This window comes from Halomonas almeriensis (assembly GCF_030409235.1).
GTDB lineage: Bacteria > Pseudomonadota > Gammaproteobacteria > Pseudomonadales > Halomonadaceae > Halomonas > Halomonas almeriensis.
The window spans coordinates 1-1,715 of record NZ_JAUFPO010000016.1; the positions used below are offsets into that span (position 1 = coordinate 1).

A 1,715-nucleotide genomic window follows, 5' to 3' on the forward strand; every position below is an offset into this window, starting at 1 on the left:
CTTGATTCTATAAGAGAAACTGCTCGCCATCTTCTTTTCTATCTCAGCCCGGTGAATAAGGCGGGTTTAGCGCATACTAAGTCAGCGCTTGTCTTCCGAACAGATCAGAGGCCAGCTCAAGCACATGAATATCACGGCCTTCTAGACGCTTACTTCTACCCCGCTCTGCTATTATTCTATAAACCTATAGCTTTTCCATTCAGAACCTGTGGCCACCCCTTACCCCTTCCCATTTTCTCTATGCAGAATCTCTCGGTAGTCCGATAATTTCCGCTTAATACCTTGTCCTTCAGGCCGTAAAATTGAAGCAACTTGCATAACTTCTAGCGCAGATTTTATGTCATGCTCTTCTAAAACTATAGCAGCATCCCTTAGCCCATTTATTTTATTTGAGTTAATTCCAACCAAACCTGCCCTAGATGTTTTAGAAACCTCAACCAAAAGCTTTTCGAAAAACTCAACTGCACTATAATCTATACTAGCTCCCCCATTGTACTTTTCATAATCGATATCAAAAAGCACGGTTCGCTCAGGAAACCAGCGCCTCCTTACCTCCTCATTGATGCTATCAAACTTCATCTGAGTATAATAAGCTAAATCTTTTCCTGGTTTTTCTCCCGATCCAGCATATATTCTGCTTATATAATTTACAAAATTGGACCGAATGTAGTTTAAGCCAGCCCCCTCCAAGAAAACTGGAAGATTTCTATTTATAGCTTTTAGCATCTCCTGCCCTGTGGCAGTAACTGACTCATTCTCTTGCTCGGCAGATGCCAAATTTGTTGGGTCAACTCCACATACAGAACAAAAATCTGAAACAACATCTCCTCCAGTCAATTCTTTTCTATCAAACAGGTTCACAATAAAGCTACACCCAGAAAAACTCTTCTCCCATCCTGACAAAAACTCAAAGTAATTATAAAAATAGTTACTAACATGACACCTTTCCAGATGTTCTTCTAAACCGACTTCTACCCCGCCAGACTTTAAACTAGTAGAGTACAACGAAATATTTACATCGACTTGTGGACGAATATACCCAACTATTGCAACATCTTCGAAATAATTTTCTAAGAAACTTCGCAACTTCTGCCTTTGATGAGGCTTATTAAGCCTAGAATGGAAAAGCTCAGAGGAAAAAACAACATTTTCTACATCACTAGGTAACTCACTGATCTCTTTTTCAAAAGAGTCCAAAAACTCTTTATCAAAAGCATCCTTTTTCTCTTCGCTATCTACAAACTCATTCCTAAATAAGAAATAATTTGTTTGATTTCTATCAAGACAATAACCGACAAGCCTCACATCGTTAGCCAGACCCGTAGACTTCATAAAATAAAATCCTTGATCGGCTAAACGTTCTCTATTTTTTCCCAAAAAGTTCTGGATCGATGTGGTTCCTGTTTTTTCCATACCAATATGGACCCAAGCTTTTTTTATTTTCACAAATCACCTCAAAAAAATTAATTGATTAGACAAACTTACAACTGGACAGGAATTACCCTCACCCTTGACCTCACAAGCAGTAGCTATAAGTGCAGTTCGCCTTTAGGTTGAGCGTAAAAAATAGTTTCTCTAATAAAACTAAGCACTTCTAAAATTTATTAACCTCTCCCAATAAGTGCTTATCCAAAATTAATCGCGCACTCAGTGCCATAGCCACTGAGCAGCCGGTGTACCTCATCACAGAGGCGGTCAAACGAGAGGTATGCACT

Annotated in this window: 1 protein-coding gene; it reads right to left on the bottom strand. The window is 39.1% G+C overall.

What is annotated here, in order from left to right; translation table 11 throughout:
- Positions 1 to 219: 219 nt before the first annotated feature.
- A complete protein-coding gene (locus QWY74_RS12455; RefSeq protein ID WP_264828028.1) occupies positions 220 to 1,446 on the bottom strand; it encodes a hypothetical protein in 1,227 nt (408 codons plus the stop codon).
- Positions 1,447 to 1,715 lie beyond the last annotated feature (269 nt).